Below are 16,078 nucleotides of genomic sequence, written 5' to 3'. Positions count from 1 at the left end.
GGGGCAAGGACGCCCAGGGGGGCGGAATCGGCCATATCCGCTTTGCGGTGAATCATTTGGGTAGGGGATCCAAGGGGCCCGTGTCTTCCGGCTTCCCGCGCGGAGCGTGTTCGCGCGGGTACTGTCGGCAGCGATGCCCGGACGCACACCGCGTCTCTCACGAACGCGCCGAGGTGGCTTGTGAAGGCGATCCGTCGATTCACCGTCCGACCCGTGCTCCCCGAACCCCTGCGTCCCCTGAGCGACCTGGCCCGGAATCTCCGCTGGTCCTGGGACTCCGGCACCCGTGACCTGTTCCGCTCCGTCGACCCCGGGCGCTGGGCCGCGGCGGGCGGCGACCCCGTACGGCTGCTGGGCAGCGTGGCGACCGAGCGGCTCACGGAGCTGGCCGGGGACCGCGCCTTCCTGGACCGGCTGAACGCGGTCGCCGACGACCTGCACGCCTACATGACCGGCGACCGCTGGTACCAGGCGCAGCCCGGCCGGCTGCCCACCGCCATCGCCTACTTCTCCCCGGAGTTCGGCATCACCGCGGCCCTGCCCCAGTACTCCGGGGGCCTGGGCATCCTGGCCGGCGACCATCTGAAGGCCGCCAGCGACCTCGGCGTCCCCCTCATCGGCGTCGGGCTGCTCTACCGGCACGGCTACTTCCGCCAGTCCCTGTCCCGGGACGGCTGGCAGCAGGAGCACTACCCCGTCCTCGACCCCAACGAGCTGCCCCTGGACCAGCTCAAGGAGTCCGACGGCACCCCCGCGCAGGTCACCCTCGCCCTGCCCGGCGGCCGCTGCCTGCGCGCGCGGATCTGGCTGGCCCAGGTGGGCAGGATCCCGCTGCTCCTGCTGGACTCCGACATCGAGGAGAACGCCCTCGGCGAGCGCGGGGTGACCGACCGGCTCTACGGCGGCGGCAGCGAGCACCGGCTGCTCCAGGAGATGCTGCTCGGTATAGGAGGGGTCCGCGCGGTCCGTACGTACTGCGCGCTCACCGGGCACGCCGCACCCGAGGTCTTCCACACCAACGAGGGCCACGCCGGCTTCCTCGGCCTGGAGCGCATCGCCGAACTGCGCGCCGAGGGGCTGGACTTCGACGCGGCGCTGGAGGCGGTCCGCGCGGGGACGGTGTTCACCACCCACACGCCCGTCCCGGCCGGCATCGACCGGTTCGACCGCGAACTGGTCGCCCGGCACTTCGGTCCGCACGCCGAACTGCCGAACATGGAGGTCGACCGCATCCTCCGGCTCGGCATGGAGACCTACCCCGGCGGCGAGTCCAACCTGTTCAACATGGCCGTGATGGGCCTGCGCCTGGCCCAGCGCGCCAACGGTGTCTCCCTGCTGCACGGCCAGGTCAGCCGCGAGATGTTCTCCGGGCTCTGGCCGGGATTCGACCCCGAGGAGGTGCCGATCACCTCCGTGACCAACGGGGTGCACGCGCCGACCTGGGTCGCGCCCGAGGTGTTCCGGCTCGGCGCCCGGCAGATCGGTACCCAGCGTGCCGAGGAGGCGCTGAGCGTCGGCGACTCCGACCGCTGGGACTCCGTGGCGGACATCGCCGACCAGGACATCTGGGAGCTGCGCCGCTCGCTGCGCGAACTGCTGGTGCTCGAGGTCCGCGAGCGGCTGCGCGCCTCCTGGCGGCAGCGCGGCGCCGGGACGGCCGAACTGGGCTGGATCGACGGGGTGCTCGACCCGGACGTGCTGACCATCGGCTTCGCCCGGCGCGTGCCGTCGTACAAGCGGCTGACGCTGATGCTGCGCGACCGGGACCGGCTGATGGACCTGCTGCTGCACCCCGAGCGGCCGGTGCAGTTCGTGATCGCGGGCAAGGCGCATCCGGCGGACGACGGCGGCAAACGGCTCATCCAGGAGCTGGTCCGCTTCGCCGACGACCCGCGCGTGCGGCACCGGATCGTGTTCCTGCCCGACTACGGCATGGCGATGGCGCAGAAGCTCTACCCCGGCTGCGACGTCTGGCTGAACAACCCGCTGAGGCCGCTGGAGGCGTGCGGCACCAGCGGGATGAAGGCCGCGCTCAACGGGTGCCTCAACCTGTCCGTGCTGGACGGCTGGTGGGACGAGTGGTTCCAGCCCGACTTCGGCTGGGCCATCCCCACGGCGGACGGCGTCGGGACCGACCCGGACCGGCGCGACGCCATAGAGGCCGCAGCGCTGTACGACCTGCTGGAGCAGCGGGTGACCCGCGCCTTCTACGAACGCGGGCGCAGCGGACTGCCCGACCGCTGGATCGAGATGGTGCGCCGGACGCTGAGCCTGCTCGGGCCGAAGGTGCTGGCCGGCCGCATGGTCCGGGAGTACGTCGAGCGCCTGTACGTGCCCGCCGCGCACGCGCACCGCGCGATGGACCCGGACGCGGCGCGGGCGCTCGCCGCGTGGAAGGCGAGGGTGCGCGGCGCCTGGCACGGGGTGACGGTCGACCACGTGGAGACGTCCGCGACGACGGCCACGGCGGAACTCGGTACGACGCTGGGGCTGCGGGTGCGGGTGGGGCTCGGCGGGCTGAAGCCGGAGGACGTCGAGGTGCAGGCGGTGTCCGGGCGGGTGGACGAGGAGGACCGCATCACGGATGCGGCGGCCGTACCGCTGAAGCCGGTGGGCACGGCCGATCAGGAGGGCCGCTGGGTGTACGAGGGTCCGCTGTCCCTCGACCGCACGGGTCCCTTCGGCTACACGGTCCGCATCCTCCCCAGCCACCGCCGGCTCGCCTCCGGCGCGGAACTGGGCCTGATCGCGCTGCCGTCGGAAGACCTGGCAGAGGCAGCGGGCCTCCTGATGCGGTGACCACGGCCCCACCCCGGACACCCCGTCCACTGCAACCCCTCGCCGGGTTCGGCAACGCCGTTCGCTGCACCTTCCAGCCTGCGGGCAGTCGTGCCGCTGGGGCGGCACGGGTGGGCGCAGGCGGCACCCCTTCAGCGGGCAGCGGCTCCATCCCCCAGCCACGCACCCACAGTTTGTCGCCCCCGCCGCCCCTTCCCGTCCCGTCCGTCCCCGGGGGCAAGCCCCCGGACCCCCTGTCGGCCCTGAACGGGCCTCGTCCTCAAACGCCGGACGGGCTGCGGGGGCTTCGCGGGCCCGGGCGGGTGAAGGCGCTGCTGCGGCCAAGGCTGACGTACCGTCGGGGTATGGGCGAGCTTGAGATTCGGCAGCTTCGGTATTTCATCGCCGTCGGCGAGGCGGGCAGCATCACCAAGGCGGCCGAACGCCTGATGATCACTCAGCCCGCCCTGTCCAGGGCGCTCCAGGCACTGGAGCGAAAGGCCGGCGTCACCCTCCTCGTCCGCGGCCCCCGCAAAGCGGAACTCACCGACGCCGGCCGCGCCCTCCTCACCGAGGCCCGCGAGATAGTGGAGCGCTCCCGCACCGCACTGGAGCGCGCCCGCGGTGCGCAGACCACGACCGCCACCCTGACGGTGAGCGTCTGCGAGTGCGACGTCGTGACCGTGTCGGCCGTCTGCAAGGTGTTCGAGGAGGCCCACCCCGGCACGCGCGTGCACGTCAACCCGCGCGAGTGGTCCCTGCCGCCCGACGACCTGCGCACCGGGCAGGCGGACGTCGCGTTCCTGCGGGACTGCTACGACCGGCGCGATCTGGTCGTCCACCGGCTCGCACTGGAGCCGCGCTCCGTTCTGCTCCCCGAGGGACACCCTTTGGCGGACCACGAGACCCTCACGGTCGCCGACATCAGGGACGAGCCGGTCACCCACTGGGCGGGGATGTCCGCGGAACAGGCGGAGCACTGGAGCGGCGCCGACTCCGACCGCCTCCCACGCCGGCAGGGCCCCACGGTCCGCAGCAACACCGACGTTCTCAACGCCGTCATCCTGGGCCGGGCCATCGCCTTCGCGCACGGCTCGACGCTTCCGGACGCGCTGCCGGGAATCCGGATCCGCCCGGTCGAGGGCCTGTCCCCGAGCCGGCTGGACATCGCGACCTCCGTACGTGCGCATCCCGGCACCGCCCAGCGGTTCGTCGAGTGCGCGCGCCGGTGGTGGGCCGGAACCCGCTGATCGCCGCATGCCCCCGGGACATGGCACGACGTGCCCGATCGGCATTTCCGGCCTGGTCAGCCGCCTGGTTGACTGATCGAAAAGCCCCACTTGACGCATGACGAACGGAGCGCCATGACCCCGACCATCGCCGAGGAGCCGTGGGACAGCGCCGACGGAATCCGCCTGCGCGCCGACATGGAGGCGGAACTGGCGGCCCGCTACGACATACCCGACCAGGAGACCGAGAAACCCACCGCGGAGACCATCGACGTGTTCCTCGTCGCCCGCGACGCCGACGGCAAGGCGACCGGTTGCGGCGCGCTCAGGCTGATGTCCGACGGCATGGCCGAGGTCAAGCGCATGTACGTCGCGCCGGAGGCGCGCGGTACCGGCGTCGCCACGGGCATCCTGCGCATGCTGGAGGCGCACGCCGGCCGGCGCGGGGTGCACACCGTGCACCTGTCCACCGGGACCGAACAGCCCGACGCGATCGCGTTCTACGACCGCGAGGGCTATGAACGCACCGAGGGCTACGGCCCCCACAAGGGCCATCCCATGGCCGTCTTCTTCGCCCGCCGGCTGCCCGGCGACGCCCGCTGATCGGTCCTGGATCAGTCCTGTTCGATGCCCCGCGTGGCCAGCCGCCGCAGCACCTTTCCGCAGCGGCGGGCGTAGGCGTGCTGGAGGCCCCGGGTGGCGGGGCCGCCCGCGCGGGCGTACCAGCGGGCCGGCCTGCTGAACGCGGAGACGGTCAGCCACACCGTCCCGTCCCCGGTGCGGTCCACCACGAAGGCCTCCTCGCCGCTCTCCGGATGCCCGGCCAGCGTGCCGTACGCCCAGCCCGCCCTGCGGTGTTCCTCCACCGTCCACACCACCCGGCAGGGGGCCTTGACCACCCCGGCGAGGGTGACGGTGACGTCGACGTCCGGGGCCGCCCGGTCGGCGGTGGCGTCGATGCCGACCCCCAGCTCCCGGTGGAGTTCCCAGGTGAGCAGTGCCTCCGCGGCCTGCCGGAAGACGGGCTCGCCCTCGCCGAGCCGGGTGCGCACCCGCATCGGGTGGAAGCCGGGAGGACAGAAGTCGGGGTCCCGGGTCGCGCCGACGTGGTCGTAGGTGAAGTCCGCGGCAGACATGGGACCCAAGAGTAGGGCGGCGCCCACGCCTTCGGGGAAGGCGGGGCGCCGCTCATTCACTCGTTTCCGGATCTTGCTTCCGGATCTCGCTTCTGGTGCTCGCCCCCGCCTACGGGAAGGTGAGCGTCCAGCCGTTGATGTAGCCGGTGTCGTAGCGTGCCCGGTCCTGCACCCGCAGGTTCCAGGTGCCGTTGGCGGCCTCGGAGGAGGCGTTGACCGTGTAGGTCTCCTGGATGTTGTCCGCGGAGCCGCCGCTGCGGCTCCTCAGCGGGTACACGGTGCCGTCGGGAGCGACCAGGTCGACGACCAGGTCACCGCTCCAGGTGTGCACGATGTCGACCGTCACCCGGAGGTTGGACGGTGCGTTGCCGGACCGTCCGGTGACGGTGATCGGGGAGGTCACCGCGGAGCCGTAGTCCGGGATCGCCACGTCGTCGGTGCTCTCGAAGGACGTACCGCCACCGCCGCCGCCGTCGTCGGAGCGCGAGCCGACGTTGATGGCCGCCCAGGCGTCCTGCACCGCCTTGTACTCGGCGCTGTCCGTGCCGTACAGCTCACCGGTCGCCGCCAGGGTGCCGGTGCGGGCGCCCGCGTAGTTGGTGGTGGAGGTGAACTTGGTGGTCAGCGCGCGGAACCAGATCTTCTCGGCCTTGTCGCGGCCGATGCCGGTGACCGGGAGGCCGTCCGACGTGGGCGAGTCGTAGGAGACACCGTTGATGACCTTGGCGCCGCTGCCCTCGCTCAGCAGGTAGAAGAAGTGGTTGGCGGGACCGGACGAGTAGTGGACGTCGATGTTGCCGATGCCCGAGTACCAGTAGTCCTTGGACCGGCTGTCCTTGCTCGGCTCGTCCATGTAGCGCAGCGGGGTGCCGTCGCCGTTGATGTCGATCTCCTCGCCGATGAGGTAGTCACCGACGTCGTTGGAGTTGTTCGCGTAGAACTCGACGGTGGCGCCGAAGATGTCGCTGGTTGCCTCGTTGAGTCCGCCGGACTCGCCGCTGTAGATCAGGCCCGCGGTGGCCGAGGTCAGGCCGTGGGACATCTCGTGCGCGGCGACGTCGATCGAGGTGAGCGGGTTGGCGTTGCCCGCCCCGTCGCCGTAGGTCATGCAGAAGCAGCTGTCCGACCAGAAGGCGTTGATGTAGTTGTTGCCGTAGTGGACGCGGGAGTAGGCGCCCACGCCGTCGCCGCGGATGCCGCTGCGGCCGTGCACGTTCTTGTAGTAGTCCCAGGTCAGCGCGGCCCCGTAGTGGGCGTCGGCGCCGGCCGACTCCGCGTTGGACGGGCTGCCGTTGCCCCAGACGTCGTCCGGGCCGGAGAACAGCGTGCCGGTGCCGGAGGTGCCGCGGTTGAGGTTGTACGTCCGGTGGCCGCCGCGCGCCCCGTCGGTGAGGTTGTACGAGGACCCGGACTGGGTGGTGGTCAGGTCGACGGTGCCGCTGTAGACGGTGTGGCCGGTGCCGTTCTGCACGGCCTGCCACTCGAAGAGCTTCTCGCCCGTGGTGGCGTCCGTGACGACGTGCAGTTCCTGCGGGGTGCCGTCGTGCTGGAGACCGCCCACCACGGTCTCGTACGCCACGACGGGTGTGCCCTCGGCGGCCCAGACGACCTTGCGCGGGGCGCGGTCGACGTCGGCGCCCTTGGCCTTCTCGGACTTCGCCGCGGACAGGGCCTGCCGTTCGGCGTCGGCGGCCGGCACCTTGGCGGTGGTGGTCGCGGGCTTCACCGCGGCCCGGGTGGCCTTGACAACGGTGTCGGCCTCGCCGGGCGCGTCGCCCTGGACGACCATGTCGCCGCCGAGGACGGGCAGGCCGTCGTAGGTGCGCTCGTAGCGGACGTGCACGGTGCCGTCGCGGTCCTTGAGCACGTCACGGACGACGAGCTTCTCCTTGGCGCCCAGACCGAGTTCCTTGGCGGTCTCGGCCTTGGTGGCGTTCGCCTCCCGGATCAGCTCGGCACGCTGGGCGGGGCTGAGCTTGGCCGGCTCGGCGCCGGGCCCGGCCTTGCTCGCGGCCGCCTGCGCCTGCTCGGGGGCGGCGGTGGCGCTGCCGGACTGCACGGCCGTGGCGATCAGCGCGGCCACCCCGGCGAGGGCGACGGCCGCGGCACGGCGGTGGGTGGTGTGGGGGGTGCGTCTGTGGGACGTCCTGGTTCTCAACGCTGACTCCTTCTGCGTGGACCGCGGGTCGCGCGGCCTGGGGAGACCGGGCGGCTGGTGAGTCGCCCGGGCAGAACGGAAGTGCTCTGAGCCGTGGCCGCCCTGCAGCGGAGGGGGTGACGCGGTGGGGTTGCTGTAAAGCGGCCGTGGGAAGCGTCGCAGGGGAGCGCGGTTGCTGTCAGGAGCGCGTCAAGATTTTGGCGGAAATCGTTCGCTGTCCGGGAGTCCGGTTCCGTTATACGAACCGCCACGGACATGGGGCGGGAACGATCAGCCGTGCGGGGCCCCGAGCGGCGGCGAAAGGATCAGCCGTCCGCCGACATCAGCCGTGTGACGTCGACGGATCCGTCTCCCGTCCGCGGTTCGGGGATCGCCGCCCACAGCGCGGCGAGCGCGGCGAACGTCGCGACCAGCGCCAGGGCGCCGCGGCGGCCCCGCGCCCACCCGGCCCGGAACCGCACCGGGTCCTCCACCAGCACCTTCGACAGCCAGGCCGCCAGGAAGGACACGGCGAGCAGGACGAACGTACGGGGCCGGCCGGACAGGCCGAGACGTTCCTCGTCGAGCAGCAGGAACACCGGCCAGTGCCACAGATAGAGGCTGTACGACAACTCTCCGGTCCGGCGCAGCACGGGCACGGCCAGGGCGCGGCCCAGCGGGCTGCGCGGCGCCCGGGCGAGAGCGCCGATGAGCAGGGCGGCGGCCAGCGAGTGCAGGAACAGGCCACCCTGGAACAGCGACGGGGTCCGCTGCCCGTCCGCCAGCGCCCAGTACACCCCGATCCCGACGGCGAGGACCGCGCCCGTCCAGGCCAGGGCGGCCTCGCGGGCGCGGGCGAACAGGCGCGCGGCCGGTGCCGTCGCCGCCAGCGAACCGAGCAGCAGCGCGAAGGCACGGGTGTCGGTCCCCTCGTAGACCCGGGTCGTGTCGCCGGGACCGGCCGCGGCGGTGAGGACGACCATGAGGACCAGCGAGCCGACCGCCCCCGCCCCGGCCACGACGGCGATGCGCCGGTGCGCATGGCGTCCCCGGGCGAGCAGCCCCACCACCAGCGGCCAGAGCAGATAGAACTGCTCCTCCACGGCGGTGCTCCACAAGTGGCCGAAGACCCGGGTGTCGGCCCCGTTCCAGTAACCGGCCTGATCGTTGACGAAGTGCCAGTTGGTGAGGTTGGCCGCCACCCAGGGGGCGTCGTCGAGCGCGAACCGCAGCAGGGGCGGCGGACCGAACGCCAGGACGAGCAGCAGCGTGCCCGCCACCATGACGGCGAGCGCCGGCAGCAGACGGCGCGCACGCCGTCCCCAGAACGCGACGAGATCGATACGGCCGCCGCCCTCCCGCGCCTCCTTCAGCAACAGGCCGGTGATCAGGAAACCGGACAGGACGAAGAACAGGTCGACGCCGAGGAAGCCGCCGCCGAGATGACCGGCGTGGAAGAACAGCACCCCCAGGACGGCCGCGCCCCGCAGCCCGTCCAGCGGTGCGATGTGCCGCCGCCCGGCGGTCGCCGCGGGCCCGGCGGTGCGCCGGTGCGTCGTCTTAGGGGGTGCCGTCTGCATGGGTGCGGGTCTCCAGGGAGGGTGGGGTCGAAGCGGTCGCCGTTGTGCGTTACGCACAACCGAGTTGGCTGTAGACCTTCTCGCCGGTCCAGGAGCCGGTGGCCCACTTCTCCGCGTCCGCCGGGGTGAAGCCGTAGAGCTTGTGGAGCTCCTTGCCGAACCACTGGGCGAAGGCGGCCGACCCCTGCTGGCAGGAGTGGATGCCGTCCTTGCTGCGCTGGGCCATGGCCGCGTCGCTGTCGGTGCCCCACAGGGAGGCGGAGTCGACGAAGCGGACCGCCTCGCCCTGCTCGTCCGCGACGGCCTTCGCCGTCTTCGGCGCGGCCTTGATCTCGGCCTCGTGCGGCTTGTAGAAGTCGCCCACCTTGAACGGGGGAGCGGACACGAGGAGCAGTTCGGCGCCCGCGTCGGTGACGGCCTCGGCCAGCCGCGTGTAGGCGGCGCGCTGCTCGTCGGGCGTGCCCCAGTCGTAGGTGGTGATCTGGTAGGCGACGACGTCCGGCCGGAACGACGTCAGCGACTTCGGCAGCGCCTTCCAGGTGGGTTCCGCGATCTCGCCGACCACCCCGCCGCCGCCGGTGGAGGCCATCGACTCGAACTCCGTGCCGGCGGCCCGCATGGCCGCCTCCACGGCCGGTGCCTGCGCCTCGCTGATGGAGTCGCCCATCCACAGCAGCCGCTGCGGCCTGGCGTCGTTCTTCTCTTCGGCTCCGCGGGCGTCGGAGCCGGCGACGGAGGTGCCGGCGTCGCCGTCCGGGGCGCCGGCGGAGTCCCCCGAGTCCTGGCAGGCGGTCAGCGCGAGCAGCGCCGCCGCCGACACCAGGGCCAGTCGTGCGGTACGGCGGGGGAGGGGAAGGTTGTCGAAGTTCATGCCCTCGAGCACAGACGACGCCCGCGCCGCCCGGAACCTCTGTCATCGTTTCCTCACACGGCGCGGAAACAGGCGTCATACGCTTCCAGCATCCTGGTCAAGAACGCCGCAGCCCCGCCGGAGAAGAGCGCACCACCCATGGTCCGAGTCCTGCTCATCGAAGACGACCCCGCCGTGCAGAAGGGGGTGACCCTCGCGCTGAAGCGCCGGGGGCACGAGGTGGAGGTCGCCGGCAGCGGCGAGACCGGACTGCTGGCGCTTCAGCGCCGCCGGCCCGACCTGGTCCTGCTCGACCTGATGCTGCCCCGGATGAGCGGCCTGGAGGTGTGCCGCAGGATCCGGGAGGACCAGCAGCTCCCCGTCATCATCCTCTCCGCGCGCGGCGACGAGATCGACATGATCGTCGGCCTCGAGGCCGGCGCCGACGACTACATCGTCAAACCGGCCGGCCCGGAGATCCTCGCCGCCCGGATGAAGGCCGTCCTGCGCCGGGTCGCGCCCGCCCAGGACAGCCCCGGGGCACCCGCCCCCGGCGGGCCCGAGGAGCACGGCGGCCTCACCGTGGACCGCGCCTCCCTGGTCGTCGCCAAGCACGGCACGGAACTGGCGCTCGCGCCCTCCGAACTGAAGCTGCTGCTGTTCCTCACGGCCGCCCCCGGCCAGGTCTACTCCCGTCAGCAGCTCCTGGAACAGGTCTGGGAGCACTCGTACTACGGCGACGTCCGCCTCGTCGACGCCTGTGTGATGCGGCTGCGCGCCAAGATCGAGGACGAGCCCCGCAAGCCGGTGTACGTGCAGACCGTGCGCGGCTTCGGCTACCGCTTCGGACCCGTGTGATGGCCCTCCGGCTCCGCCTCCCCCAGGGCCTGCGGACCAGGTTCGTCATCGCCTTCCTGCTCGCCGCCGCGTTCGGCGCGCTGCTCACCGCGGGCCTCACCTTCCAGCAGGCCCGCTCCGCGATCCTGGAGCGCACCCGCAACGCCGCCGTCACCGACCTGCGCACCCAGCTCGGCTCCCTCGCCCCCGAACTGACCCTCCCGCCCGCCGCCGAGGACCTGCGGGACCTGACCGGACAGCTCGACCGGGCGGGCGGCAGCCGGGACTGGCACGCGGCCGCCGCCTACCGGGACGGCCCCCTGGTCTCGCGCACCGAGGACACCCCGCCGGTGCCCGGCGCGCTCCGCCGCGCCGTCCAGGACGACGGGTCGGCGACCTACCAGTACGTCGAACACCGGGGCCGCTCCTGGCTGGCCGTCGGCATGCCCGTCGCCTACGCCGACGCCGCCGGCACCACCGACGCCGGGGACCGGCTCTCCGGGCTGACGGCCTACGTCTCCTTCCCGCTCGACGACGACGAGACCGACGTCGCCGCCCTGGTCACCGCCGCGCAGGCCGGCGCGCTCGCCGCGCTGCTGCTCGCCCTCGTACCGGCCCTGCTCGCCGCCCGCAGCGTGCTGCGTCCCGTACGGCGCCTGCGGCACGGCGCCGAACGCATCACCGCCGGAGAGCTCGGCACCCGACTCGACGCCGACGGCCACGACGAACTCGCCGCCCTCACCCGCTCCTTCAACACCATGGCCACCACCCTCGAGAAGGACGACGCCGAACTGCGCCGCATGGAGGCACAGGCACGCCGCTTCGCCGCCGACGTCGCCCACGAACTGCGCACGCCGCTGGCCGCCATGTCCGCCGTCACCGAAGTGCTCGACGAGGACGCCGCCTCCGGCACCCTGCCCCCCGACACCGCCGACGCCGTCCGCCTCATCAGCGCCGAGACCCGCACCCTGGCCCGCCTGGTCGAGGACCTGATGGAGGTCTCCCGCTTCGACGCCGGAGCCGCCCGGGTCCACATGGAGGACGTGGACCTGCGCACCATCGTGGCCAAGACCCTCCAGGTGCGCGGCTGGACCGACGACCCGCGCGTCACCGCCCTCCTGCACGCACCGGTCCCGGTCCGCGTCGACCCCCGGCGCATCGACGTGGTCCTGGCCAACCTGGTCGGCAACGCGCTGCGCCACGGGCTGCCCCCGGTCACCGTCTCCGCCCGCGCCGCGCACGGCCGGGCCGAGCTCACCGTCACCGACCACGGCCCCGGCATCCCCGAGGAGGCGCTGCCGCACGTCTTCGAACGCTTCTACAAGGCCGACACCGCCCGCACCCGCTCCGAGGGCAGCGGCCTGGGCCTCGCCCTCACCTACGAGAACGCCGTCCTGCACGGCGGCACGCTCACCGCGGCCAACGCCCCCGGCGGCGGAGCCGTGTTCACCCTCACCCTTCCCCTCGCCGGCATCCCGCGGGAGCGCCCATGACATCCCGTACCCGACGCGCTCTGCTCGCCGTGCTGCTCGCGGTCCTCGCCTCCGCCTGCGGCATCAGCCCTTCCGGTCCCGCGCGGGCGGGCGCCCCCGCCTCGGGCGTCCAGCGGCCCGGCGACGAGGACCGCTCGGTGCGCCTGTACTTCTCCGGCCCGTACGGCATCCGCGCCGTCACCCGGCCCGTCGCCCGGCCCCTCACCCCGAAGCAGGCGCTCGACCTCCTCCTCGAGGGCCCCACCCGGGCCGAGAAGGAGCGGGGCCTGACCAGCGAGGTGCCGCCCATGGAGGGACTGCTGACCGTCACCGCGACGACCGGGGCGGTCGACCTCGTCGTGCCCGGCACGGTCGGCACGGGCGAGCTGGACGTGACGGCGATCAGCCAGCTCGCCTGCACCGCCGCCCACGCCGACGTCCCCGGGGACCGGCCCGCCACCGAGGTCGACATCCGCGTCCACGAGGACCTCACCCGGACCCGGGCGCCCTGGACCGTCCGCTGCGGGCCGGAGGGCGACGCGGTGCCCGTCATGCGCTGAGCGGGTCCGGGACCGGTCAGGACGCGGGGCGGTCGCCGTGCCAGGAGTGCCACAGGGACGCGTACACCCCGCCGGCCGCCACCAGGTCGTCGTGCGTGCCCAGTTCGGTGAGCCGGCCGTCCTCCATCACGGCCACCCGGTCCGCGTCGTGCGCGGTGTGCAGCCGGTGCGCGACCGCGATGACCGTACGGCCCTGGAGGACGGCGGCCAGCGCACGCTCGGTGTGCCGCGCGGTCGTGGGGTCGAGCAGCGCGGTGGCCTCGTCCAGGATCAGCGTGTGCGGATCGGCCAGCACCACCCGGGCCAGCGCCAGTTGCTGCGCCTGGGAGCCGTCGGTGGCGTGGCCGCCCTCGCCCAGCTCGGTGTCCAGCCCCTCCGGCAGCTCCCGCACCCACGCGTCGGCGCCGACCACCGCCAGCGCCGCCCACACCCGCTCGTCGTCGGCGGCCGGTTCGGCGATCCGCAGATTGTCACGGACCGAACCGAGGAACACATGGTGCTCCTGGGTGACCAGCACCACCTGCCGCCGCAGCCGCTCCGGGTCGAGACCGGCCACCGGCACCCCGCCCACGGTCACCGTCCCCGCGGTCGGCGCGTCCACGCCCGCCAGCAGCCGGCTCAGCGTGGTCTTGCCCGCACCGGACGGCCCCACCATCGCCAGCCGCTCACCCGGTCGCACGGTCAGGTCGACCCCGCGCAGCACCTCGCCGCCCCCGTCGTAGGCGTAGCGCACGCCGGTCACGTCGATGCGGTCGCCGTCCGGATCCGGGATGTCCGTCCGCTCGGCCGCGCGCGGCGCCCGCACCAGGCCCTCCACCCGGGCGAAGGAGGCGCCGCCCGACTGGAGCTGCTCCAGCCGCATCAGCACCTCGTCCAGCGGCCCGCTCAACTGCAGCAGATACAGGGAGGCCGCCACCACCGCCCCGAGGCTCACCATGCCCCGCTGGTGCAGCCACCCGCCGAACAGCAGCACCCCGGCCACCGGCACGACGTACGACACCTCGACCACCGGGAAGAACACCGTGCGCAGGAACAGCGCGTGGAAGCGGGTGCGCCGGGAGGTCTCCAGCGCGTCCCGGGCGGCCCGCACGCGCCGTTCCCGCAGCCCGAACGCCTCCACCGTGCGGGCCCCCGCCGCCGTCGCCGCGATGATCTCCGCCACGTCCGAGTTCGCCGCCCCCTCGGCGAGATAGGCGTCGCGGGCCCGGTGCAGATACCAGCGCAGCACCAGCCAGATCGGCGTCAGCCCGAGCAGCCCGAGCGCCCCCAGCAGCGGATCCACCACCAGCACCGCGCCCATGACGAACAGCGACTGCACGGCGTTGACCAGCAGCGAGGGGCCCGCGTCCCGCAGGGTCGTGCCCACGGTGGTGACGTCCCCCGTGCCCCGCGCCGTCAGATCGCCGGTACCGGCCCGCTCCACCACCGACGAGGGCAGCGCCAGCGCCCGGTCCACGAACCGCTCCCGCACCCGGGCCAGCGTCCGCTCCCCGAACCGGTGCCCCACGTACCGGGCCCAGCGCGACAGCAGCAACTGCGCGACGGCGCACAGCAGGATGACCGGCGCCAGCCGGTCCACCACCGCCACGCCGCCCCCGTCCCGCACTTCGTCGATGATCCGCCCCAGCAGCCAGGGCCCGGCCAGCCCCGCCACGGCCGCCAGCCCGTTCAGCGCCAGCACCCCGGCGAAGGCCCGCCGGTCCGCCCGCACCAGCCCCACCGCGGCCCGCCGCACATCGGCGGGCGCGGCCAGCGGCAGCCGCTCCCCGCTCATCGCACGGCCTCCGCTTCGGTGTCCCGGGCCACCAGATCCCGGTAGCCGGGCTCCTCGTCGAGAAGCCGCTGGTGAGCGCCGCGCGCGACGGCCTTCCCGTCGACCAGGAAGACCACCTCGTCGGCCCGCGTGAGCACCAGCGGCGAGGAGGTCACCAGCAGCGTCGTACGGCCCCGGCGGGCCTCGCGCAGCCGGTCGGCGACCGTGGCCTCGGTGTGCGCGTCGAGCGCCGAGGTCGGCTCCACGGCCAGCAGCACCTCCGGGTCGGCCAGCAACGCCCGTGCCCAGCGCACCCGTTGCCGCTGACCGCCGGAGAGGCTGCGGCCCTGCGCGGACACCGTCGAGGCGAGCCCCTCGGGCAGCCCCTGCACCACGTCGTCGGCGGCGGCCGCGTGCAGCGCGCGCAGCACCTCCTCGTCCGACGCGTCGGCGCGCCCGGCCACCACCTCCCGCAGCGGACCGGCGAACAGGTCCGCCTCGGCGTCGGCGACCAGGATCCGCTCCCGCACCCGGGCGAGCGCGATCCCGTCCAGCCGCACCCCGCCCCAGGTGGCCGCCGACGGCGCGTACCGGCCGAGGCGGTCGACCACGGCGAGCGCGTCGGCGGGCCGCGCGGTGACCAGCGCGGTCAGCCGGCCCGGCAGTACCCGCACCCCGGACTCCGGGTCCTCCAGCGTGGAGGGCTCGGCCGGCGGGTCGGCGGTGGCGGCGTCGGCCGGCGGCTCCAGCCGCAGCAGCGCCGCGACCCGCCGCCCGGCCACCACACCGCGGCTCAGCTGGTACCCGCACTCGATGAGGAACATCACCGGCCACACCAGTACGGCCACATAGCCGTACACCGACACCAGCTCGCCCACCGAGATCGTGCCCTGCGCGGCCAGCCGTGCCGCGATCCAGGTGACGCCGGCCAGGAACAGCGTCGGCAGGCCCGCGGAGAGCGCCTGGATCCAGCTCGTGACCGCCCCGACCCGGTACCCCTGCTCCCGCAGCCGCCCCGAGTCCCGGCGGAACGCCTCGGAGACCAGGCTCTTCCCGCCGAGCCCGCTCAGCACCCGCAGCCCGCCCGCGAGATCACCGATCCGCGCCGTCAGCACCCCCTGGCGTTCCCGGTACTCCGTCTCCGTCCCCCGCAGCCGCCCCGTCAGCGGCCCCACGACGAGACCGATCACCGGCACCCCGAGCAGCACGACCACCGCCAGCAGCGGCGACACCGACCACAGCAGCCCCGCCACCACCGCGTACGCCACGACCGCGCCGACCCCCGGCCCGACGGCGGTGAGCGACTGGGCGATCACCTGCACATCGCCCACCCCGATGGTGACGACCTCCCCGGTCCCGGTCCGCCGCTCCAGCGAGGCACCCAGCCGGACCGTCTGCCCGACCACCACCTTCACCGTGCGGAAGTTGGCGTCCATGCGCACCCGCGTCATGGTGCGGTGCCGCATGATGCTCAGCCAGGAGTTGAACCCGTTCACCGCGAACAGCGCCCCGGTCCACAGCGCCAGCGCCCCCGTGTCACCGGGCGCGAGGCCGTCGTCCACCGCCCGCGCCATCAGGTAGGGCGTGGCCGCGAGACCCACCATCCACACACTGCCGAACACGGCTCCCGCGGCGCACCGCCCCGGCTGCCGCCGCACCAGCCACCACAGATACCGGGCCCCGCCCCGGCTGTCGGGCGTGCCCGGATCCTCGTACGCGTCGATCATGCGGCCATTCCCCCGTGCC

At 73.5% G+C, this 16,078-nt stretch carries 12 protein-coding genes; 6 read left to right on the top strand and 6 right to left on the bottom strand.

Translation table 11 applies throughout. From position 1 onward, the window contains the following. Positions 1 to 180 precede the first annotated feature (180 nt). From glgP to AC5L3C_RS10940, 3 genes are all read left to right on the top strand, one after another. Positions 181 to 2,799, top strand: coding sequence for an alpha-glucan family phosphorylase (gene glgP / locus AC5L3C_RS10950; RefSeq protein WP_493648749.1), 2,619 nt, complete (start codon positions 181 to 183; stop codon positions 2,797 to 2,799). A gap of 344 nt (positions 2,800 to 3,143) precedes the next feature. Next, positions 3,144 to 4,028: a LysR family transcriptional regulator gene (locus tag AC5L3C_RS10945; protein WP_493648747.1), complete on the top strand. Its 885-nt coding sequence runs from the start codon at positions 3,144 to 3,146 to the stop codon at positions 4,026 to 4,028. 114 nt (positions 4,029 to 4,142) lie between these two features. After that, on the top strand, positions 4,143 to 4,610 hold the full coding sequence (locus AC5L3C_RS10940; RefSeq protein WP_493648745.1) for a GNAT family N-acetyltransferase: 468 nt from the start codon (positions 4,143 to 4,145) through the stop codon (positions 4,608 to 4,610). Between the two features lie 11 nt (positions 4,611 to 4,621). Here the strand turns inward: AC5L3C_RS10940 and AC5L3C_RS10935 are convergent, their stop codons facing one another. The 4 genes from AC5L3C_RS10935 to AC5L3C_RS10920 all read right to left on the bottom strand — a co-directional run bounded on the left by AC5L3C_RS10935 (position 4,622) and on the right by AC5L3C_RS10920 (position 9,731). Beyond that, positions 4,622 to 5,143 (bottom strand): DUF1990 domain-containing protein, encoded by a 522-nt coding sequence (locus AC5L3C_RS10935; protein WP_493648744.1) that lies wholly within the window; start codon positions 5,141 to 5,143, stop codon positions 4,622 to 4,624. Between the two features lie 109 nt (positions 5,144 to 5,252). Next, on the bottom strand, positions 5,253 to 7,301 hold the full coding sequence (locus AC5L3C_RS10930) for a M4 family metallopeptidase (protein ID WP_493648742.1): 2,049 nt from the start codon (positions 7,299 to 7,301) through the stop codon (positions 5,253 to 5,255). A 305-nt stretch (positions 7,302 to 7,606) separates the two neighbouring features. Beyond that, the gene (locus AC5L3C_RS10925) at positions 7,607 to 8,860 is read right to left on the bottom strand and encodes an acyltransferase family protein (RefSeq protein ID WP_493648740.1); all 1,254 of its coding nucleotides are present in this window, start codon (positions 8,858 to 8,860) and stop codon (positions 7,607 to 7,609) included. Between the two features lie 49 nt (positions 8,861 to 8,909). Beyond that, entirely contained in the window at positions 8,910 to 9,731 is an 822-nt protein-coding gene (locus tag AC5L3C_RS10920; protein ID WP_493648739.1) for an SGNH/GDSL hydrolase family protein, read from the bottom strand. A 138-nt stretch (positions 9,732 to 9,869) separates the two neighbouring features. On the opposite strand from AC5L3C_RS10920, the gene AC5L3C_RS10915 reads away from it, so the two are divergent. Genes AC5L3C_RS10915 through AC5L3C_RS10905 form a run of 3 tightly spaced genes read left to right on the top strand, consistent with a single transcriptional unit; the run spans position 9,870 to position 12,579 of the window. Beyond that, positions 9,870 to 10,568: a response regulator gene (locus tag AC5L3C_RS10915; protein ID WP_493648737.1), complete on the top strand. Its 699-nt coding sequence runs from the start codon at positions 9,870 to 9,872 to the stop codon at positions 10,566 to 10,568. Continuing rightward, positions 10,568 to 12,040, top strand: a complete 1,473-nt coding sequence (locus tag AC5L3C_RS10910) for a sensor histidine kinase (protein ID WP_493648735.1) — start codon at positions 10,568 to 10,570, stop codon at positions 12,038 to 12,040. The genes AC5L3C_RS10915 and AC5L3C_RS10910 overlap by 1 nt, the downstream gene beginning before the upstream one ends. Further along, positions 12,037 to 12,579 (top strand): GerMN domain-containing protein, encoded by a 543-nt coding sequence (locus AC5L3C_RS10905; protein ID WP_493648733.1) that lies wholly within the window; start codon positions 12,037 to 12,039, stop codon positions 12,577 to 12,579. The genes AC5L3C_RS10910 and AC5L3C_RS10905 overlap by 4 nt, the downstream gene beginning before the upstream one ends. Positions 12,580 to 12,595: 16 nt before the next feature. Here AC5L3C_RS10905 and AC5L3C_RS10900 read toward each other — a convergent pair whose 3' ends face one another. Then, entirely contained in the window at positions 12,596 to 14,353 is a 1,758-nt protein-coding gene (locus AC5L3C_RS10900; protein ID WP_493648731.1) for an ABC transporter ATP-binding protein, read from the bottom strand. Beyond that, on the bottom strand, positions 14,350 to 16,059 hold the full coding sequence (locus tag AC5L3C_RS10895) for an ABC transporter transmembrane domain-containing protein (RefSeq protein ID WP_493648729.1): 1,710 nt from the start codon (positions 16,057 to 16,059) through the stop codon (positions 14,350 to 14,352). The genes AC5L3C_RS10900 and AC5L3C_RS10895 overlap by 4 nt, the downstream gene beginning before the upstream one ends. Positions 16,060 to 16,078: the final 19 nt, after the last annotated feature.

Source organism: Streptomyces speibonae, from assembly GCF_984686075.1.
Note: the sequence above shows the minus strand (reverse complement) of the source record. Positions and strands in the feature narration are given on the sequence as shown.

Excerpts from the sequence above, each read along its gene's own strand:
- AC5L3C_RS10925 (WP_493648740.1), bottom strand. The coding sequence starts at position 8,860 with ATGCAGACGGCACCCCCTAAGACGACGCACCGGCGCACCGCCGGGCCC.
- AC5L3C_RS10915 (WP_493648737.1), top strand. The coding sequence starts at position 9,870 with ATGGTCCGAGTCCTGCTCATCGAAGACGACCCCGCCGTGCAGAAGGGG.
- AC5L3C_RS10895 (WP_493648729.1), bottom strand. The coding sequence starts at position 16,059 with ATGATCGACGCGTACGAGGATCCGGGCACGCCCGACAGCCGGGGCGGG.
- AC5L3C_RS10905 (WP_493648733.1), top strand. The coding sequence starts at position 12,037 with ATGACATCCCGTACCCGACGCGCTCTGCTCGCCGTGCTGCTCGCGGTC.
- AC5L3C_RS10940 (WP_493648745.1), top strand. The coding sequence starts at position 4,143 with ATGACCCCGACCATCGCCGAGGAGCCGTGGGACAGCGCCGACGGAATC.
- AC5L3C_RS10935 (WP_493648744.1), bottom strand. The coding sequence starts at position 5,143 with ATGTCTGCCGCGGACTTCACCTACGACCACGTCGGCGCGACCCGGGAC.
- AC5L3C_RS10945 (WP_493648747.1), top strand. The coding sequence starts at position 3,144 with ATGGGCGAGCTTGAGATTCGGCAGCTTCGGTATTTCATCGCCGTCGGC.
- AC5L3C_RS10920 (WP_493648739.1), bottom strand. The coding sequence starts at position 9,731 with ATGAACTTCGACAACCTTCCCCTCCCCCGCCGTACCGCACGACTGGCC.
- AC5L3C_RS10910 (WP_493648735.1), top strand. The coding sequence starts at position 10,568 with ATGGCCCTCCGGCTCCGCCTCCCCCAGGGCCTGCGGACCAGGTTCGTC.
- AC5L3C_RS10900 (WP_493648731.1), bottom strand. The coding sequence starts at position 14,353 with ATGAGCGGGGAGCGGCTGCCGCTGGCCGCGCCCGCCGATGTGCGGCGG.